Source organism: Halobaculum marinum, from assembly GCF_029338555.1.
GTDB lineage: Archaea > Halobacteriota > Halobacteria > Halobacteriales > Haloferacaceae > Halobaculum > Halobaculum marinum.
Genome location: NZ_CP119989.1, coordinates 1,422,225 through 1,439,738, shown reverse-complemented (window position 1 = coordinate 1,439,738; position 17,514 = coordinate 1,422,225). Strand labels below are relative to the sequence as shown.

20 protein-coding genes are annotated in these 17,514 nt (G+C 69.2%); 11 read left to right on the top strand and 9 right to left on the bottom strand.

The features are described 5' to 3' along the window. Positions 1-42 precede the first annotated feature (42 nt). The 3 genes from purM to P0R32_RS07420 all read right to left on the bottom strand — a co-directional run bounded on the left by purM (position 43) and on the right by P0R32_RS07420 (position 3,612). Complete coding sequence (gene purM / locus P0R32_RS07430; protein WP_276239316.1) at positions 43-1,059, bottom strand: phosphoribosylformylglycinamidine cyclo-ligase; 1,017 nt, start codon at positions 1,057-1,059, stop codon at positions 43-45. 85 nt (positions 1,060-1,144) lie between these two features. Beyond that, positions 1,145-1,852, bottom strand: coding sequence for a zinc metalloprotease (locus P0R32_RS07425; RefSeq protein WP_390218957.1), 708 nt, complete (start codon positions 1,850-1,852; stop codon positions 1,145-1,147). Continuing rightward, positions 1,834-3,612, bottom strand: a complete 1,779-nt coding sequence (locus tag P0R32_RS07420) for a TraB/GumN family protein (RefSeq protein ID WP_276239315.1) — start codon at positions 3,610-3,612, stop codon at positions 1,834-1,836. Before P0R32_RS07420 ends, P0R32_RS07425 begins: the two co-directional genes overlap by 19 nt. Before the next feature lie 194 nt (positions 3,613-3,806). Here P0R32_RS07420 and P0R32_RS07415 point away from each other — a divergent pair, with 194 nt between their 5' ends. Continuing rightward, on the top strand, positions 3,807-4,331 hold the full coding sequence (locus tag P0R32_RS07415) for a bifunctional nuclease family protein (RefSeq protein ID WP_276239314.1): 525 nt from the start codon (positions 3,807-3,809) through the stop codon (positions 4,329-4,331). Here P0R32_RS07415 and P0R32_RS07410 read toward each other — a convergent pair. Beyond that, positions 4,322-4,504 (bottom strand): hypothetical protein, encoded by a 183-nt coding sequence (locus P0R32_RS07410; RefSeq protein WP_276239313.1) that lies wholly within the window; start codon positions 4,502-4,504, stop codon positions 4,322-4,324. The two genes, P0R32_RS07415 and P0R32_RS07410, sit on opposite strands and share 10 nt — an antisense overlap. A 162-nt stretch (positions 4,505-4,666) precedes the next feature. Here P0R32_RS07410 and P0R32_RS07405 point away from each other — a divergent pair, with 162 nt between their 5' ends. Further along, entirely contained in the window at positions 4,667-5,107 is a 441-nt protein-coding gene (locus tag P0R32_RS07405) for an acyl-CoA thioesterase (protein WP_276239375.1), read from the top strand. Between the two features lie 105 nt (positions 5,108-5,212). Beyond that, positions 5,213-7,615: a methyl-accepting chemotaxis protein gene (locus P0R32_RS07400; protein WP_276239312.1), complete on the top strand. Its 2,403-nt coding sequence runs from the start codon at positions 5,213-5,215 to the stop codon at positions 7,613-7,615. Positions 7,616-7,621: 6 nt separating this feature from the next. Here the strand turns inward: P0R32_RS07400 and P0R32_RS07395 are convergent, their stop codons facing one another. After that, positions 7,622-8,743, bottom strand: a complete 1,122-nt coding sequence (locus tag P0R32_RS07395) for a S1C family serine protease (protein WP_276239311.1) — start codon at positions 8,741-8,743, stop codon at positions 7,622-7,624. Positions 8,744-8,841: 98 nt separating this feature from the next. Here P0R32_RS07395 and P0R32_RS07390 point away from each other — a divergent pair, with 98 nt between their 5' ends. Together P0R32_RS07390 and P0R32_RS07385 are read left to right on the top strand one after the other, a co-directional pair. Further along, positions 8,842-9,294 carry a DUF7992 family protein gene (locus P0R32_RS07390; protein ID WP_276239310.1) on the top strand — a complete coding sequence of 151 codons (453 nt, stop codon included), beginning with the start codon at positions 8,842-8,844 and terminating at the stop codon, positions 9,292-9,294. Positions 9,295-9,377: 83 nt separating this feature from the next. After that, positions 9,378-9,512, top strand: a complete 135-nt coding sequence (locus P0R32_RS07385; RefSeq protein ID WP_264084001.1) for a DUF7128 family protein — start codon at positions 9,378-9,380, stop codon at positions 9,510-9,512. 41 nt (positions 9,513-9,553) lie between these two features. Here the strand turns inward: P0R32_RS07385 and P0R32_RS07380 are convergent, their stop codons facing one another. After that, positions 9,554-9,787 carry a DUF7508 domain-containing protein gene (locus P0R32_RS07380; RefSeq protein WP_276239309.1) on the bottom strand — a complete coding sequence of 78 codons (234 nt, stop codon included), beginning with the start codon at positions 9,785-9,787 and terminating at the stop codon, positions 9,554-9,556. Between the two features lies 1 nt (position 9,788). Then, a complete protein-coding gene (locus P0R32_RS07375) occupies positions 9,789-10,229 on the bottom strand; it encodes a DUF5796 family protein (protein WP_276239308.1) in 441 nt (146 codons plus the stop codon). Positions 10,230-10,596: 367 nt separating this feature from the next. Between P0R32_RS07375 and P0R32_RS07370 the strand changes: the two genes are divergently transcribed. From P0R32_RS07370 to P0R32_RS07345, 6 genes are all read left to right on the top strand, one after another. After that, positions 10,597-11,472 (top strand): shikimate kinase, encoded by an 876-nt coding sequence (locus P0R32_RS07370; RefSeq protein WP_276239307.1) that lies wholly within the window; start codon positions 10,597-10,599, stop codon positions 11,470-11,472. Positions 11,473-11,509: 37 nt separating this feature from the next. Beyond that, on the top strand, positions 11,510-11,821 hold the full coding sequence (locus P0R32_RS07365; RefSeq protein ID WP_276239306.1) for a chorismate mutase: 312 nt from the start codon (positions 11,510-11,512) through the stop codon (positions 11,819-11,821). 106 nt (positions 11,822-11,927) lie between these two features. After that, positions 11,928-12,512, top strand: coding sequence for a LysE family translocator (locus P0R32_RS07360; protein ID WP_276239305.1), 585 nt, complete (start codon positions 11,928-11,930; stop codon positions 12,510-12,512). Positions 12,513-12,877: 365 nt separating this feature from the next. Next, entirely contained in the window at positions 12,878-13,756 is an 879-nt protein-coding gene (locus tag P0R32_RS07355) for a winged helix-turn-helix domain-containing protein (RefSeq protein ID WP_276239304.1), read from the top strand. Between the two features lie 155 nt (positions 13,757-13,911). Beyond that, the gene (locus P0R32_RS07350) at positions 13,912-14,835 is read left to right on the top strand and encodes a CPBP family intramembrane glutamic endopeptidase (protein ID WP_276239303.1); all 924 of its coding nucleotides are present in this window, start codon (positions 13,912-13,914) and stop codon (positions 14,833-14,835) included. A 251-nt stretch (positions 14,836-15,086) separates the two neighbouring features. After that, positions 15,087-15,533, top strand: coding sequence for a luciferase domain-containing protein (locus P0R32_RS07345; protein WP_276239302.1), 447 nt, complete (start codon positions 15,087-15,089; stop codon positions 15,531-15,533). A 9-nt stretch (positions 15,534-15,542) separates the two neighbouring features. Here P0R32_RS07345 and P0R32_RS07340 read toward each other — a convergent pair whose 3' ends face one another. Both P0R32_RS07340 and P0R32_RS07335 read right to left on the bottom strand, forming a co-directional pair. Beyond that, a complete protein-coding gene (locus tag P0R32_RS07340; protein WP_276239301.1) occupies positions 15,543-16,604 on the bottom strand; it encodes a DUF2891 domain-containing protein in 1,062 nt (353 codons plus the stop codon). A gap of 64 nt (positions 16,605-16,668) precedes the next feature. Further along, on the bottom strand, positions 16,669-17,349 hold the full coding sequence (locus P0R32_RS07335) for a carbonic anhydrase (RefSeq protein ID WP_276239300.1): 681 nt from the start codon (positions 17,347-17,349) through the stop codon (positions 16,669-16,671). Between the last annotated feature and the right edge of the window lie 165 nt (positions 17,350-17,514).

Here is a 17,514-nt window from a genome sequence, read left to right as displayed (position 1 = left end):
CCGCCCCGAACAAGAGAGGTACGACGTGCGGGCGGGTCGGCCTTACAGCTCCAGACCGCGGATCGCGACGCCGTCACCCTCGGCGACGGTACCGATCACCTTGCCGTCCGTCTCCGTTGCCAGCGACTCCGCACGGTCGGGGTCGACGGTGGCCACGAAGCCCGTCCCCATGTTGAACGTCCGGTGCATCTCCTCGTCGCTGACGTTCCCCTGCTCCTGCACGAACTCGAACACGGGCTGGACCGGCCACGGGTCGGTCACGTCGTAGTGGTTGTCGCCGAGGCGTTCGAGGTTCGTCCAGCCGCCGCCGGTGACGTGCGCGGCGCCGCGCACGCCGTGCTCGCGCATCGGGTCGAGCAGGTCCGCGTAGATACGCGTCGGCTCCAGCAGCGCCGCGCCGACGGTGTCGTAGCCGTCGAACGGGCACGGGTCGGTGTAGTCGTGGTCGCGCGTCGCGGCCTCGCGAGCGAGCGTCAGCCCGTTCGAGTGGATACCCGACGACTCCCACCCGACGAGCGCGTCGCCCGGTTCGGCGTGCCCGTCGAACACGGCGTCTTTCGCGACGAGGCCCGCGCAGGTGCCCGCGAGGTCGAGTCCGTTGATCACTTCGGGCATCACCGCGGTCTCGCCGCCGACGAGCGCGACGCCGGCGCGCTCGGCCCCCTCCCGGAGTCCGGCGCCGACCTGCTCGGAGAACGTCTCGTCGGGTTCGTCGACCGCGAGGTAGTCGACGAACGCGACCGGGTCGACGCCCGCGGCGACGAGGTCGTTGGCGTTCATCGCGATGCAGTCGATGCCGACCGTCGAGTAGTCGCCCAGCGCCTCGGCGACGAGCAGTTTGGTGCCGACGCCGTCGGTGGCGAGCGCGAGGTAGCGGTCGCCGATGTCGAGCAGGCCGGCGTAGTCGCTCCCCTCGGCGCCGACGTCGCCGACCGCCGAGACGAGCGCCGCCGTCGCCGCCTCGCTTGCGTCGATGTCGACGCCCGCGTCGGCGTACGTCAGTCCCTCTTCCTCGTCGGTTCCGTCGTGGTCGGTCTCGTCGGCGCCCTCCTCGGTCATGTGTGAGCGGGGTAGCGGCGGGAGCAAAAGCACACCGACAGCGCGGTCGAGGGAGCGACCGCGGGGAGCGACCGGGACTGCCGGGTCAGAACAACAACACCAGCGCGAACCCGGCCGCCAGCACCGCACTCGGAACGAACGCCGCGAGCCACACCGCGGTCGACCACTCCCGGACGGTCGCACCGTCGAGCGGGCCGAACGGGATGAGGTTGAACGCCGCCAACAGCAGGTTCACCGCGACGCCGTACGTGCCGACGGTGAGCGCCAGCGACGAGAACCCCGCGAGTCCGACGACGAGCAGCGGGGCGAACACGACTGCCAGTACCAGGTTCACGACTGGTCCAGCCAGCGCGATGAGCCCGTTCTCGCGCTTCGTGATCCGCCCAGCGTGGTGGACGGCGCCGGGAGCGGCGAACAGGAAGCCCGCGGTGGCGGCGACGACGGCCAGGAACAGCATTCCGTAGTCGGCGCGGAACGCGGCGCGCTGGCCGTAGCGGACGGCCACCACCTTGTGTGCGAGTTCGTGGAGGAGAAACGCGACGCCTGCGGTGGCGAGACTCACGAAGAACAGGCCACCGAGGGTGCCGTAGGCGCCCAGTCGGAGGTTGTTGATCACGACGGTGCCACCGCCCGCGAAGAAGACGGTGAACGCGACCGACAGCGCCACCCACGCGAGTGCGAAGTCGCGGAGTTCGCGCGAGGAGAACGTGAGTCGGCGAGCGGCGACCGCGTAGCCGGCGGCGGTGCCGCCGTCCGTCGCCGCGTCGCCGCGCCTCACGCGACGGCCCCCCAGATGATCCGAGCGGACTCGCGCGCACCCTGGATCATCAAGTCGGTGATGCTGGCGTCGATGCTCCCCGCGAACGCGGGGACGACGTACGCGGCGAACAGCACCGACGCGATCAGACTCCCGACGTTCGTCGCCGCGACGACGACGATGAGGCGAAACAGCGGCACGTCGAGCATGTCGGAGACGATTGCCCGGATCGGTCGCGACTCGTCCGACAGCAGTTCGTTCAGCGTGCCGATGTCGGAGACGTTCACCGTGAGGTGCCGGAGTTCCATGTAGCCCGTGAACCACCCCGGCGCGAGCAGGGGATTCACCGAGGTCATCCACGCGACGGCGCCGCCGACGCCCGCCGACCGCCAGCGCGCACCCGCCAGTTTGGCGAGCCCCGCGGCGAACACGCCGTTGATCAGGAACCACGCCGCGAACAGCGTGAGCAGTTGCTCGTTGCGGACACCCGCCATCGCCAGCAGCACGAAGAAGGCGATGAACGCGGCGGAGATGCCGAAGGCGGCGAGTTTCCCCCACGGGATTCCCCCCGACTTGGCCGTGCCGACCAGCGAGTCCATCGGCGGCAGCGTCTCAGGCGCCTCCAAGTACCCCTCGATGCCCGCGCGGTGGCCCGCGCCGACGATTGCCACCACGTCGTACCCCTCGTTGCGGAGGCCGACCAACTGGTGGGCGATGTACGCGTCGCGCTCGTCGATGAGCGCCTCGGCGCCGCCCGGGGAGAACTGCCGGAACTCCTCCATCATCGCCGTCACCACGTCGGCGTCGGTGAGTTCGTCCGGGTCGAACCCCTCCAGGTCGTCGGCGTCCGTCGCGGCCTCGATGCCCAGCGCGTCGATGGCGAGCGCGGCAACCGCACCGACGGCCAGTCCAGCCAGGAGGCCGAGCGCGAGGCTCCCCACCGCCCGGAGGACGGTGTCCGAGAGCAGGCCCGCGACCGGGGAGACGCCGACACCGGTCACGGCGACGGCGGCGCCGACGACGACGGCGACGACCGCGCCGACGCCGAGGGTGGTCACCTCGCTCGGTGCGTCTGCGCCGGCGTCACCGCCGAGCGAGGCGGCGGCGGCCCGGAACGCGAGGTAGCCCGCGACGGCGCCGGCGAGGGCGCCGACCGCGACGCGCGTGAGGACGGCGCCGGTGATGCCGACGCTCCCGCCGAACAGGCCGATGGCGGGGCCCAGCAGGATGCCGACGACGAGTCCGAACGTGATGCCGGCGACGCGCGGGTCGGTGACGCCGAACGCGAGCGCTCCGACCATCCGGAGCTTCTCCATCACGGAGAGGCGCGCCCAGAAGCGCTGGATCGTCGTCTGGATGTCGCGGTCGACCAAGGCGACGGAGATGCCGAGGTCTTCGGCGGTGTCGACAGCCGCGAGCAACTCTGCGCCGGGGTCGATGTCGAAGCGGTCGCCCATCCGCGTCTGGACGTACGACAGCATCCAGTACGCGAGGAACTGGAAGACGGTGTTCCCCCTCAGCAGGTCGCCGGGATCGAGGTCGTCCGGCGTCTCCCCCTTCATCTGCCGGTAGCGCCCCTCGTCGAGTTCGACGGCGACGATGTCGGGGCGCTCCTCGGCGACGGTCTCCTCGACTTCGCGGACGGACGCCTCCGAGACGTGGGCGGTCCCGACGACGCGGACGCTCCCCTCACCGCGTTCGTTGGACGGACGCGGCCCTCCGCCCGGCGCGGGAGCGTCGGCGGCGTCGGTTGCCTCCGCGGCGGCGCGGTCCACCGCGTCCGGATCGCGGCTCACGCGCGGCCCCCCGCGTGCGACTCGGTTCCGAAACTCATTGCCGCGTCTTTCCGGCCGACCGGTATACGCCTGTCGGAGTCCCACGTGACCGACACGAGCGACACTCCGTCTGGGCGAACACGACCGGCGAACGACGAACGGCACGGACCGGGAGCCCGCGGTAGGTATTCATGCTCGGCCCGCGTGTGACGCGTATGGACCACGAGGCCGAAGTCGCCGGCATCGGGGTGGGAGCGGGGCCCAACGGTGAGGAGGTGCCCGCGGTCGTCCTCCGCGCGCGCGGTGAGTACCTCCCGATCTTCGTGACCGCCGACCAGGCGCGCTCGATCCGGGGGGGACTGGCGGGCGAGCAGTTCGACCGGCCGCTGACGCACGACCTGCTCGTCGACATGGTGACCGAGTTCGGCGGCGCACTCGACTCCGTGCGCATCGACGACCTCGCCGACGGCACCTTCTACGGGAAGCTCACCGCCGAGCGCTACGAGAACGGCGAGCCGGAGCAGTTCGTCTTCGACGCGCGCCCGAGCGACGCCATCGCGCTCGCGGTCAGGGTAGAGTGTCCGATCCGCGTCAGCGACGAGGTGATCGACACCGCCGGGCAACCGCCCGAGACGGTGGAACTCGACGACGACTCCGAGCGGTCGCCGCCGGACACGGGCCCTCGTGACACCGGTCGGTCGGAGTCGTCCGACACCGACGACGAGTACCGCTACCGCTGAGACTCGGACGCGAGGTCGGTCGAGTCGCCGTTTCTCCGCAGTTCTGCGGCCCGTTCGTCGAACACTCTCGCCAACTCCGCCGCCGGAATGCCGTTCTCACGTGCTGACTCGACGACCTCGTCGAGCGCCTCGTCGACCAGCGCCGGCGAGGAGATCTCGCGATTCGTGATCACGGCACACGCTACGGGAGGCACCCCCGTGAAGCGTTCGGCCGTTCCCGCGGACCGGCAGGGTTGATACCATCCGCGGCGCAACGAGGCGACGTGACCGACGTGGACCCGACGGACGCCGACGAGACAGCCGCAGACGGGACGCTCGCGGCCTCCTACACGGAGATGACCGAACTGATCCTCCCGAACGACACGAACAACCTCGGACGCGCGCTCGGGGGCGCGGTGCTCCACTGGATGGACATCTGCGGCGCCATCGCGGCGATGCGCTTCTCCCGCCGCCAGTGCGTCACGGCGTCGATGGACCACGTCGACTTCATCGCCCCCATCGACCTCGCAGAGGTCGCCGTGCTCGAAGCGTACGTGTTCAACACCGGCCGCACCAGCGTCGACGTGAAGGTCGACGTGCGCGCCGAGAACCCCAAGACCGGCGAACAGCACCAGACGACCACCTCGTTCCTCACGTTCGTCGCGCTCGACGACGACGGCACGCCCACCCCCGTCCCCTCGCTCGACTGCCCCACGCCCGAGGAGGAGGCGCTCCGCCAGGAGGCGACCGAGGAGCGTCGGACGCAGTTGGAGGACGTGGCGACGCGACTCGAGTGAGGACGGCGACGCCCAGAGTGGTGCGGTAGCATTCGGCGGTCAGACCGTTTTCTGTCTTGATAGCCGGAGGGTGTGGCGTAAATACTATCCTCCAAAACGGGGCGTATGAGTTACGTTCCGGACCCGATCAGACGAACGTATCTACGCAAGTTTACCGCGTTGACGCTGGCGACGCTGGTCCTCGTCGCGGGCGCAGGGGTGGTGCTACAGGGCCAAGTTGCCGCGACGTTGAGCGAGCAGACCCACGGGGATCTGACGACGAGCGCAGAGACCACCGCCAGCGAGGTGTCGATCTGGGTCGAGGAGAACCAGCGGACGGTCCGACTCGTCTCCCAGCAGTTGGAGGGTGAGACCGGCGACGGCGTCCAGACGGTCATCGAGATCGAACACCGGCGGTTGCCGGAGTCGGTCGAGGCGTTCCACGTCGTCGACATGGACACGATGACCGTCGAGCGCAGCACCGACGACGTGGCTGTCGGAAGCACGCTCACGCACATCGAGTGGGAGTCCGGCGCGTCCGACCTGTCGTCGATGCCGCCGACGGGGACGGTCGTCTCGGCGACGTACCAGCACACCGGGCCGAACCTGATGGCGTTCGCCAGTTGGATCGCCGGCACGGACACGGCGCTCGTGATGACCGTCGAGACGGCGGAGGTGGGTGCGAGCGCGACCGACGACCGGGCGGGGACCGTCCGCGTCGTCGACACCGAGGACGCGGCGATCCACCTCGCGTCCGAGACGCAGCAGTTGGGCGAACAGTTCGACGGCGGCGTCGACGCCCACGCGCTGGTCGCCGGGGCCGACCACGCCGGCGCCCACGACATGGACGCGATGGACGCGACGATGGCGTACGCGCCGGTTCCGGGGACCGACTGGGTGGTCATTCGGTCGGTGCCGCAGTCGGTCGCGTACGCGCTGGTCACGCAGGTCAGACTCGCGCTCGGCGCCGTCATCGCCATCGCCGCGTTCGGCTTCGTCGTCATCGGGGCGACGATGGGCCGGTCCACCTCGCGGACGCTGCACGACCTCGCCACCCGTGCGGAGGCGCTCGCGGCGGGCAACGCCGACGCCGCCGCCGGCGACGACGACGACCGGATCGACGAGGTCGGCGCCGTGCAGGACGCCTTCGACGAAGTGCGCGGCTACCTCGCGACGGCCGCCGCGCAGGCGACGGTGATCGCCGACAACGAGTTCGACGCGCCCGTGCTGGAGCGGGACGTGCCTGGCGACCTGGGCGAGTCGCTGGCGGCGATGCGCTCGGACCTGGAGTCGCTCATCGTCGAGATGGAGGCGACGAACGAGGCGCTGGCGGCGACCGCCGACGCGTACGGCGCCGAGATGGCTCGGGCCGCCGATGGGGACCTCACCGTCCGCCTCGACGCCGACGCGGACGACCCCGCGATGGCGCGCGTCGCCGCGGAGTTCAACGAGATGATGGACGAGTTGGAGGCGGCCGTCGGTCGCGTCGACCGGGTCGCCGGCGAGGTGGCCGTCGCCAGCGATGAGGCGGACGCCGGCGTCAGCGAGGCCGAGCGCGCGGCGGGCACGGTCGCCGATTCGACCGACGAAATCGCCGCCGGCGCGGAGAAACAGGTCGAGCACCTCCGGGAGGTCACCGGGGAAATGGCCGACCTCTCGGCGGCCGTCGAGGAGGTCGCCGCCACCGCCGACCAGGTGGCGTCCGTCTCCGGCGACGCCGCCGAACGGGGCGAGCGCGGCGCCGTCCTCGCCGACGAGGCGGTCGCGGAGATGGAGACCATCGAGGAACACACCGAGGAGACCGCCGACGTGGTGCGCGGCCTGGAGTCGGAAGTCGCCGAGATCAACGACATCGTGGAGCTGATCGACGACATCGCCGAGCAGACGAACACGCTCGCGCTCAACGCCTCCATCGAGGCGGCGCGAGCGGGCGCCGAAGGCGAAGGGTTCGCCGTCGTCGCCGAGGAGGTGAAACAACTGGCGACGGAGACGCGCGAGGCGACCGGTCGCGTCGCCGACCGGATCGACGCCGTCCAGTCGTCGACTGAGGAGGCGGTCGCCGACATCGAGGAGACCCGCGAGCGCGTCGACGAGGGGAGCGAGACCATCGAGGCGGGCCTGGGCGCACTGGGCGACGTCGTCGAGGCCGTCGAGGAGGCCAACGACGGCGTCCAGTCCATCTCGACGGCCGCCGACGACCAGGCGGCCACCGCCGAGGAGGTCGTCACGATGTCCGAGGAGGTCGCCAGCGTCAGCGAGGAGACGGCCGCCGAGGCGGAGTCTGTGTCGGCTGCCGCGACCGAACAGTCGGCGTCGCTGGACCAGGTGAGCGGCGAGGTCGAACGCCTCGCCCGCCGTGCGGAGGACCTCCGCGACCTCGCCGGCAGTTTCGAGACGGACACGGCGGCCACGAGTGACGCGAATAGCGGCCACCAGCACGGGTTCGAGTTCGGCGACGAAGGGGCGACCGCGACCGACGGCGGGAGCGACACCGCCGCCGAGGGTGACACCGACGGCGACAGCCGGTAACCGACCTCAGCGTGTCGGGTCGGGGCGCTCGCCGAGTTCGAACTCGACGGTCGTCTCCGTCCCGTCGCGGAGCATGGTGAACTGGACGGCGTCGCCGGGAGCGGTCTCTAGCGCGAGGTAGTTCGAGAGGTCCGCCTGCACGTCGACGTCGGTGCCGCCGATTCCGACCACGATGTCGCCGCCGGTGGGGACCGAGACGCCGTCGACGGTGGTGCTCCCGTCGGTACCCAGCAGTGTGCCGTCGGCGGGACCGCCGTCCATCACCTGCACGATGAGCACGCCGCCCACGTCGTCGAGGTCGTACGCCTCGGCGATGGCGGGCGACACCTCGACCAGTCGGACGCCCATGAACGAGTGGTCGTACTCCCCGTCGCTCGCGAGCGCGGGGACGACGCGCTTCGAGAGCGCCGCGGAGACGCCGAAGCCGAGGTTGTCGCCGCCGCCGCGGGCGGCCACCGCCGCCACGTCCCCGTCGAAGGTGACGAGCGGGCCGCCCGAGTTGCCCGGGTTGAGTGCGGCGTCCGTCTGGACGGAGTCGGCGACGGTGAAGTTGTTCGGCGCCGAGAGCACCCGGTCGACGCCGGAGATGATCCCAGTCGAGGCGGAGCCGCTGAAGCCGTACGGCGAGCCGATCGCCATGACCGGCGTGCCGACCGGCGGTTCGGGATCGGTGTCGACCCACGATAGCGGGGTGGCCGACTCGGGGGTGTTCTCCGCGCGCAGGACCGCCAGATCGGAGTAGGCGTCGGTGCCGACGACCTCGGCGTCGCGCCAGACGTTCCCCTGGAACCGGAGTTTCGTCTCGGTCGCCCCCGCGACGACGTGCTGGTTCGTCACGACGTAGCCGTCGCCCGCGACGAACCCGGACCCGCTCCCCTGTGGCCCGTTGCGCCCGTAGTTGAGGACGCCGACGACCGATTCGATCGTCGAGCGGTACACCTCAGTCTCGGTCGCCGACCCGGACAGCTGTGCAGCCTCGGCACTCGCGTCGTTCGTGCCCCCCGTATCCGCCGCGTCGCTCCCAGCCGCGGCGGGAGCCCGGTCGGTCGACCCCACCTGCACACACCCCGCGGCGCCGACGGCGCCGGCGCTCGCGAGGCCCGCGAGGAGGTCTCGTCGTGTTGGCATGGCCCACGGTACGGTCGTCGCGCGAATAACTCCGGCGTTCTGGGGGTCGCGTCGTCGCCGCCAGCAGGCATTTGCCGCCCCCACGGCTACGACGAGGTATGAGCCTCGACGTTGACGCACCCCCGCCGCCGACGCTCGCCACCGTCGACCCCAGCCAGTACGACGACACCGAGGTCGGCGGCGACGAGTACCACCGCGAGGAGTTGGAGGCGTTCCTCAGCGAAGGCGCGTGGGCGGAAGCGTTCGACCGGTGGTCGGCCGACGCCGACGTGGACGCCGAGACGTGGCGCATCGCCGAGGAACTGGAGCTGTTCGCCGGGTTCGACTTCTTCTGGGACGACTTCGCCGACCGCGTCGGCTACCATGCGCCCGGCATCCCCGAGGACTGGAAGGAGCGCGACCTCCACCCGGACCTCGTGAGTTGGGGACAGGTGTCGGGCATCAACGCCGCACTCACCGAGTTCGGGCAGGTCGTGTGCGAGGTGCTGAAGGAGGAGTACGTCGACTGGGAGAGCGAGTTCGAGGCGCCCGACGACCTCCCCGACTTCTGAGTCGACGCCGCCCGAACGGGCCGGGGATGTCCGACACTCGCGCCGCCGGTAGCGATATACCTCCGCACCGACGAGTGTTACCTATGGTCACGGCAACGGAGCGTGACGACATGACGTGGTACCAGTGCGACGCGTGCGGCCTGCTGTTCGACGACCCGGACGACGCCGAACAGCACGAGGAACACTGCGACGCCGAGGACCCGTCGTACCTGCAGTAGCGGGGGTCACGCGCGCTCGCCGCCGGCTGTGGCGTCGACGGTCAGAAGTAGTCGTCGACGAGTCGCTCTGCGTGCTCGCGCGACTCGGCGACCGTCCACCGGACCTTGACCGCGTCGCCGTACGCCAACTCCTCTTTCAGTTCGTCTCGGAGGACACCGACCGCGTAGCCGATGGACTCGCCGTCGGCGTCACCCAACTCGTACACGCCGTAGCGGTCCGGCGCGGCGCCCACGGTCGCGCGGTCGAGGTCGCGCCACGCTTTGCGGAGGCTCATCTCACTCCTCCGCGGCGACGAACTCGTAACTGTCCTCGCCCCAGTCGTCCTCGACGAACGCGAACACGCGCCCGCCGGCGACCTCGGGGTCGGCCTCGATCTCGGTGCGCTGGCCGCCCGGCCGGCGGGCGACGACGCCGGGGAACAGTTCCTCCTCCTCGTTCTCGCCGAGGATGACGCGCCCGACACCGGTCTGTTCGAGGATGTCGTCGTGGGTCTTCAGGTCGTTCACGTACAGGAGGACGCCCTCCGTCTCGGTGGGGTCGGTGACGAGGACGTGCGTCTCCTTGCCCGGCGGCGTCGTGAGGGTGTCCTTGACGACCTGCGGGACGCCGTGGTAGAAGGTCACCCGTCCGTCGAGGTACTCGACCTCGACGCCCTCCTCGCGGAGGGCGACCGAGACGCTCGCGGGGGCGATGTCGTTGCGGTGGGGGGCGCTCATAGGTGGTAGTGTGGTGGGGAGGCGAATAAGCGCGGCGAGAGCGCGGCCGAGAGAGCGAACGCAGTGAGCGACCGAGGCCGCGACAACACGGCGGCGAGGTCCGAAGGGCCGAGCCGCCCACAGATCCGACTGAGACTGATGCAACGACCGGAGGGAGCGAGGGAGGCCGCGACAACACGGCGTTCGAAAATCGTGTCACGATTTTCGCGCTCACGAGACCTGCGGTCTCGTGAACGGCGAGGTCCGAAGGGCCGAGCCGCCCACAGATCCGACTGTCACTAAAGCAACGACCGGATGGAGCGACCGCGGTCCCGGCACGCTTGACGCGACCGCCAGTTTGAACCTCGGCGAACGCGCCGATTCGCTCATGGAGGGACGCGCCGCCGCGCCCGGAGCCGGCACCGTCGTCAACGCGTTAGCGACGGGTCGAGGATCGGCGTTCGCGCTGGACTTCGAGACGACCGCGACGGTGCGACTCGACCCCGACGCGGCGACCGTCTCTGGCACCATCGCGGGCGCCCCGGACGGCGACACGACGCTGATCGAGCGGTGCGTCGAGCGCGTCGTCGACCGCTACGGCACCGACGAGGGCGGCGTCGTCGAGACGACGAGCGAGGTGCCGACGGCGGCGGGACTCAAGAGTTCCAGCGCCGCGGCCAACGCGGCGGTGGTGGCGGCGCTGTCGGCGCTCGGCCTGGAGGTCGCGAACGACCCCGACGCCGACGTGACGAAGACGGAGGCGTGTCGGGTCGGCGTCCGTGCGGCGCGCGAAGCCGGCGTCACCGTCACCGGGGCGTTCGACGACGCCTCCGCCTCGATGCTTGGGGGCGTCACCGTCACGGACAACACCGAGGACGAACTGCTCGCGCGCGACGACCCGTTCGCCGAGCACGCGCTCGTGTGGACGCCGCCGGAGCGCGCCTACTCGGCGGACGCCGACGCCAGCGCGTGCGAGCAGGTCGCGCCGATGGCCGAGTTGGCGACCGACCTCGCGCTCGACGGCGACTACGCCCGCGCGATGACGGTGAACGGCCTCGCCTTCTCGGCGGCGCTGGGCTTCTCGGCAGAGCCCGCGGTGGCGGCGATGGCACACTGCGACGGCGTCTCGCTGTCTGGCACCGGCCCGAGCGTCGTCGCGGTCGGCGACCGTTCGGACCTGGCGGTGGTCGAGGAGCAGTGGGCCGACCGCGACGGCGCGACGCGACTGGTCGAGACGCGCAAGCGCGGCGCGCGGGTGCTGTGACGGCCACGGACACGAACACGACATCGACAACGACACCATGAGCTACGAGGACACCGACGAGACGGCGACCGAGTTGGAGGGGATGAGCCTGGACGAACTGCGCGAGGAGATCGCCGAGATCGACCGCGATCTGGTGGAGTTGATCGCGCGACGGACGTACGTCGCCGACACCATCGCCGGCGTGAAGGACCGGCGCGACCTGCCGACGACCGACGAGACGCAGGAGCAGGCGGTGATGGATCGGGCGGGCGCGAACGCCGAGCGCTTCGAGGTGGACTCGAACCTCGTGAAGGCCATCTTCCGGCTGCTCATCGAGTTGAACAAGGTCGAGCAGCGAGAGAATCGGTAGCACATACCGCGCCCACGGAATGTATTTAGACGGGAGCTCCGTCCGAGTAGCCGTGAGGTGATGCGTATTAACGACCACGACAATCGGCATCCTGATTCAGGGTATCGTGCTGGGATTCTCGATTGCGGCCCCGGTCGGCCCAATCGGAGTTCTGTGTATCCAGCGAACGCTCTCTAAGGGCCGACGCTCGGGGTTCGTCAGTGGACTCGGAGCCGCGTCTGCGGACGCCGTGTACGGGTCGATTGCCGGGTTCGGGATCACGGTGCTGTCGTCGCTCCTGCTCGACTACCGGACGGGAATTCGAATCGGAGGCGGACTCCTCCTGTTGTATCTCGGTGTCCGGTCGTTCCGTTCCGAGCCAGCGGAGACAGCAGTGGCCACCTCGGACGTGCAGGGGCTCGCCAGAGACTACGGGTCGACGTTCCTGCTGACGGTAACGAACCCGGTAACCATCATCGCCTTCGTCGGCATCTTCACGGGATTGGGAGTCGGCGTGTCGGGAGACTACGCCGACGCCGCCGTGTTAGTTGGCGGTGTCTTCCTCGGCTCGGCGCTCTGGTGGCTCGCCCTGAGTGCCGGTGTGAGCCGCTTCCGTTCACGGTTCACTCGCTCACTCATGCGTCGAGTGAACCAACTGGCGGGTGCCGTCATCGTCGGGTTCGGGGTGCTCGCTCTCTGGGGTGCGCTCTAACCCCACTCACACCTCAGATACGTGGAACAGCGGAAACATACGCAACGACAGTACCGTGGGTTCGAGACCTGAACACGGTGAACCAGCGGGAGAGTAGGTAGCCGACGGAGTGCGCGGCGTGGCGGCGGTGCGAACTCCCTCTGTAGCCAGATAGAGGCACCAACCGAAGGCGGCGCCGATTCCTGGCCGTACAGTCACTGACTCCGGCGGCTTCGAATCGGTCGCCAGGGCCGCTCCGGGACTCGTCGTTCTCTGCACCGAGTGAGTCGGAGACAGGGCACCACAGATGTCGACTGGCCGACCGATTCCCGCACCACGTGCTATCAACGCTTAGGGCACCCCACCACGACCGGGCACCCAGATGAATGAGCAGCGATAACGGGGTCACGCCGGAGGAGGCGTTCAGTGCGCTCGGCAGCGAACTGCGCCTCGAAATACTCCACGTGCTCGCCGAAGCGACGGAAGCGGGTGATCGGGAACTGTCCTTCTCCGAGATATACGACGCCGTCGACGTCGACAGTACCTCCCAGCTATCGTACCACTTGGATACGCTCACCGGAATCTTCGTTCGCGACGTGGAGAACGGGTACGCGTTGACTCAGGCCGGCGATCGGGTCGTTCGAGCCGTTCACTCCGGGACGTATTCGGATCGACCGTCGTTCGAACCGACCACGATCGAAGGCACCTGCCCGTACTGTGACGCGACGGTCCTGTCCGCGGAATACCGAGATCCGTTTCTCGTCGTCGAGTGTCGGTCGTGTAGTGGCCGGATCGTGACGTACGATCTTCCCCCCGCCCAATCGCGGGGGCGAACGAGTATCGAGACACTCCACTCGTGTAATCGCCGCGTTCACCAGGAGTACGCGACCGCCCTCGAAGGGACCTGTTCCACGTGCGGTGGGACGACGGACCGCAGCATCGAACAAAGCGAGCGAGCGAACTCGTACATCTGCGCCGCGACGTGTCAGCGGTGTCGACTTCGCCTGTTCGCCCCGCTCGAAGTCCGATTGCTCCACCATCCCGCGGTGATCTCCTTCTACTGGCGATGGGGTATCGACGCGTCGACGCTCCCGCTGTGGGATCTGCCGTCGTACGTCGACAACTGGGAGGTCGACGCCGTCGAGACGGACCCGTACGAGTTTCGGGTCACCATCGTCCACGACGGCGAGTCGCTTCGGGTGCGGGTCGACGACGAGTTGCACGTCGACGTGTCGGACGATCCATGTTCGGGATCCACCGAATAACCGGGCCGTCTGTACCGGTCAAGAACTTTTGAGTAGCGCGACTGACGATATGTAAAGAAATTAACAAAGTATTTCCCCCGTCGTGAACGCGATTCGGAGGACGATGGGACAGTCACAACGGAGCAGGAGAACACGCAGCGTTCAGCGGGGCGAGCATGGCTGAATCCGCTCGACACACTCGACAGCCCGCCGTTCGTTCGTGGATCGACCGTCACCGTCTGGCGTCGTTCCTCGCGATCACGTACGCGTTCACGTGGACGATCCAGGCGATCGTTGCTGCGAGTGGGATGGGGCCGTCGTGGACGCAGTCGATCCTCATCGGGTTCGGCGGGTTCGGGCCGCCCATCGGGGCGGCGGTCGTCATCCATGCCAGCGGCGGCGACCTCCGCACGTGGATCGGCCAGTTCTTCCACTGGCGTATCGGTGCCCGATGGTGGGCGATCGCACTCGGATTACCCCTCGCCATCCTCGCCGCGGGGAGTCTCCTGTTCGTGGCCCTCGGTGGCCCAGTCGACCTGGGTTCGTTCCCGTTCGTGGGCATCTACTTCTTCGCGTTAGCGTGGGGCACGATCTGGGGCGGCGGGCAAGAGGACCTCGGCTGGCGTGGATTCATGCTGCCGCTGCTTCAGGACCGATACAGCGCACTCGTTTCGAGCCTCGTGGTCGGCGTCGCTTGGGCTGGCTGGCATCTCCCGTTGTTCCTGAACGCCACGACGACGCACGGCGGCTGGCCGCTCTCGCAGCAACTGCTCTGGGTGGTGTCGATCCTGGCCGGATCGATTCTCTGGACGTGGATGTACAACAGTACGGGCGGCAGTGTCCTCGCAGTCGCCGTGTTCCACGCCGGCGTCAACGCGATGGGCATCTTCCACCCCGCCGACACGGAAGCGCTGGCGCCGGGAGGAGTTCCCGATCAGTGGTTGAATCTCCTCGCGGAAGTGACCGGCGCCGTCCCGCTGGTCGTCCTCGCGGTGCTCATCGTGGCGGTGTACGGCGCTGCGACGCTCTCGCCCCGGGATCCTCCCGGTCGAGAGATGGTCGGTCTCGATGGGCCAGAGCGGAATATCGAACGCGAGTGACGCCATCGCGACCCATCGCTTCTTCAGTACGGGTGGCGACCGACTGTTCCCACCCCGTCACGGTGGGGATTCCGAACGGCGGACGCTGATTCGGTTCCAGTCCCCTTGGGTCGGCCGTCGATTCCGAGGCGGACGACACGACACCGTGAGCGACGACTGCTCGCGTCGACGTCGTGGACAAGTCGGGCACAGCGTCGCTGCCGAACCAGATCCGAGCGCCTGCTTATGCGCTCACACGACGTTCTCTTGGCATGTCATCCGAGCGAGTCGCGGTGAGTGAGACAGTCGAGCGACTGATCGACGAGGTGGGGTCGTGGCCGCACGTCGCGGTCGGCGAGCACCGCTTCGGGGGGACGGAGTTCCGAGTCGGCCCCCGTGAGATCGGCCACGTCCACGCCTGGGGGATGCTCGACATCGCGTACCTGCGTGCGCTCCGCGACGTCCTGATCGAGGAGGGCCACACCGGCGAACACCACCTGCTCGTCGAGTCAGGGTGGACGACCTACCGGATCGGAGCCGAAGACGAGTACGACCACGCCCGGTGGCTCCTGCGGCTCTCGTACCTCTACCACGTCGCCGTCCTTCAGAAGACGCCCGCCGGTGCGGAGGAACTGGCCGACGTCGACGTCCACGCCGAACTGGCCGAGTTGGCGCCGAGCGAAGCCGTCCGCGCCGCCTTCGAGCGCCGGGCGGCGTGAGTCGGTCGGTTACGCCTCGACCCCGATCCCGCCCTCGTTCCGGGTGAGTAGGTACAGCGCGAACGACGACAGCCAGTGTGACCCGGCGTAGTCGTCGGTGAACGCCGCCCCGAGGCCGCGCCGGGCGTGGTCGACCGCGCTCGCGCGGACCGTCTCCGTTCGCTCGCCACCGGGGAGCGCGTCGGCGACGCCGGCGAGACACCACGCCCGCGAGAGGTTCAGCCCGATCAAGTGGAGCGCCACCCCGCTCTCGCCGTCGTCGACGGCCACCGGGTCCGGGAGCGCGCCGAGGTCGGGGAGGAACGCCGCGAACCACGACGCGAACTCGTCCGTCGGGAGCACCCGACGCAGCAAGTCGGCCTCCGTCAGCGTCGGGGAGATGAAATCCCACCCGAGCGGCTCGTAGCCGACCGGTGCGTCCGTGTCGTCGCCGTAGTAGTCGACCGTCGTCTCCGTCACCGTCGCCGCGAGGTCGTCGTCGCCGACCGTCCGCGTGTAGTCGAGGACCAGACTCAGCGCGAACGCGGTGTTGCCGTGCGTGCCGACGCGGAACGGCCGCTCGAACCCGAGGAAGCGACGGGCGAGCAGCGACCTGATTCGCGTTTCGAGCGGTCGGAGGGTGGCGCTCCACTCGTCGGCACGCTCGTCGTCCCATCGGTCCAACTCCGCCGCGAGCGCGAACAACCACGCCCAGCCGTACGGTCGCTCGAACGTCTCGTGGTCGTCGAAGAACGCCACCTCGCGGGCGACGTTCTCGAGCGTGAGGCGGGCGTCGATGCCGGCGACGATCCGGTCGCGTTCGGGGTGGTCGTCGAACAGTCGCAGTGTGCGGACGAGCGCCCAGTGGCTGTGGACCGCCGAGTGCCAGTCGAAGCAGCCGTAGAACACGGGGTGCTGTTCGCTCGGGGGCGGCACGTCTCCGGGACCGTCGACGGCGCCGGTCGCGTGCGGGTACTCGGTGTCGACCCCCGACAACGGGTGGGCGACGAGTCGGGCGACGCCCGCCGCGTCGACCCAGTCGACGCGACCCGACAGCAGCGTCTCGTCGTCCGGTGGAGTAAACGCGTTCACGCGTTCGCAGATGCCGACGCGGCTGATAAATCGGTCGCGGGAAAGGGGTTGGACGACGGCCGACTCAGTACGTCCAGAGCCGGTCGATCCGGTCGGCGGCGTCTGGGTTGGCCTCGCGGAGCGTCTCGGGGTCGCGCTCGCCGTCGACGTTGACCACGTGCACCTCGCCGCGCTCGCCGTCGTACACGTCCTGGAAGTCGTAGACGACGCCGACCACGTCGGTGTCGGCGGGCACGTCGTCGCTGTCGAGGAGGGCGTCCACCTGCCAGTCGACGTTGTACTCGACGAGCCTGTTCACCGCACCGTCGGCGTCGAGGTCGTCGGGGAGGCGGTCGACGCCCGGTTCGAGGTGCGGCGCGAGGAGGTCGATGCAGTGTTCGATCCCCGGCGGCTCCGACACCCCGTCCGTGAGCGCGGCGTACGTCGCCGTGACGGCGCCACAGCCGGTGTGACCGACGACGACCGCGGTGCGGGTCGCCGTGTGTACGAGCGGGTACAACACGTCGCCGGAGACGACTTCGCCGGCGTCAGTGTGCTGGATCACCCGGTTCCCGATGTTGCCGCAGGTGAACAGCCGTCCGGGGGTGTCGTTGCCGAAGACGTGGTCTTGGAGCACTCGCGAGTCCGAACAGCACACCGTCACCGCCTCCGGGTGTTGTCCGGCTTGGACGTCGTCGAAGCGAGACGAGAACTCCCGAGCGTGGGCGGCGTTGTCGTGCAAAAGATCCATGACCGTCGCGTTCATACTCGCGCTTTCCGGCACATCACGTATATACCCTTACTGCCGCGTGGCGTCGCAGCCACATCCGTGACAGCGGCGACCGGTGCAGTCGGAGACGTGTCCAGTCTCGAACCGGTGGAACCCACCGGAACTGATCGGTCGTTCGGCGCGTGCTTCAAGCATATAATC